The organism is Pseudoalteromonas peptidolytica, from assembly GCF_012641745.1.
Lineage (GTDB): Bacteria > Pseudomonadota > Gammaproteobacteria > Enterobacterales > Alteromonadaceae > Pseudoalteromonas > Pseudoalteromonas peptidolytica.
Window position 1 is genome coordinate 1 of the sequence record NZ_WEHZ01000078.1, and the last position, 1502, is coordinate 1502.

The 1502-nt window shown below is 39.8% G+C and carries 1 protein-coding gene; it reads right to left on the minus strand.

Annotated elements, in window-relative coordinates:
* Positions 1 to 178: 178 nt before the first annotated feature.
* Positions 179 to 1108: a methyl-accepting chemotaxis protein gene (locus F9Y84_RS21780; protein ID WP_225740805.1), complete on the minus strand. Its 930-nt coding sequence runs from the start codon at positions 1106 to 1108 to the stop codon at positions 179 to 181.
* Positions 1109 to 1502 lie beyond the last annotated feature (394 nt).

Here is a 1502-nt window from a genome sequence, read left to right on the forward strand (position 1 = left end):
CAGAACGCCATTTGAAACATTGCTTGATGGAAAATCAATTTGGGCTGAGAAAAATTTAGCTCAAATCTAAACTGACAGCCACCGATTGAAAAACGGGTAACTGTCAGATCAAGTCTGAGCTAGTACAGTTTATATGTGAATATTTAGACCTTACCTGATAACCCTTTAGGGTAAATTATTAAGTTTTTGAAAACTGTTGGATCAACCGAGTTTGTTGTTCAATTTGCGCAAGTAACTCCTTACTTAACTCAAAAGATCTGTCTCCATGTTCAGTACCTTTTTCAGCCAATGTGGTTACGCTCTCGACGTTAATACTGATTTGCTTAGCAACACAGCTTTGCTGTTCAATAGCTGCAGCTACACTGCGATTTAGATCCGCCAAGCGGATAACATGGCTCTGAATTGTGTCCAGACTAGAGCCATTGTTCATCGCTAGGTTGACACTTTGGCTCGACAGATTATTACTTTTTTGAACTGATTCGACTGCAGAATTTGAAATCTCGTTCAGTTCTTGTAGTAATTGAGTTATTTCTTCTGTGGAAGACTGGGTTCTTTGTGCCAAAGTGCGAACCTCATCGGCAACTACTGAAAACCCTTTTCCGTGATCACCTGCTCGCGCAGCCTCAATAGCGGCGTTCAGCGCCAACAAGTTGGTTTGGTCAGCTATTGAATTGATGACACCGAGAATATTTTGTATTTTGTCGTTTCCCGATACTAAGCGGTTAACTGCATTATTTACTTCCATTAGGTGGGTATCAAGATAATGAATTGAATCTATTACATCTTTGACTGCTGATTTCCCCAGTCCTGCTTGCTGTTCAGACTTTGAGGCTGTATCGGCTGCATGATTTACATTTTCAGAGAGTTCATCAATGGTCTGTGAGAACTCACCCATGCACGTTACCATCTCTTTTGTTTCTGTAGTCTGTTGTTTTAGTAACTCAGATACAAATTGGCCACTTTTTGTAGTGAGGCGAGCATTCTCACTCACTTGTATTGATACATCATTTACGCGTCCGACTACGGCGGCAATCTTGGCCTTTTGCATTTCAAAGGCAAGCATAATATCTGCAACCTTATCTTTCGAACCACCATATATCGTCGACATAATATCATTATCAAAAATACACTTTGCTTGGGCAAGAACACGGACATATTTGGCCCTAAAATTAAGTGTAAGCAGAGTAACTATTAGTAATAAAAAAGCAGGAAATAGTGTAAACCAGTGACTATTAAATACGGGCGTTAGGGCAAGTGAAAGGATGGTTGCGACTAACAAGTATAAGATAATTAATGTACTGTCAAACCTGTAAATTTTGGATTTATTATCAAGAGTTTTATAGGCGCTCTGTGCTCGCGCTACCACCTCAGGACTGAGACTGTAACTAATTTTGTGTAATTGCCTATCTCAAATTACCCTATAGATGGGTTAAGGATAGGCAGATGAACATGAATAAGAAAGAACTTGAAGCTTTCGCAAGAGAAGCCGCCAAAGGGATTAA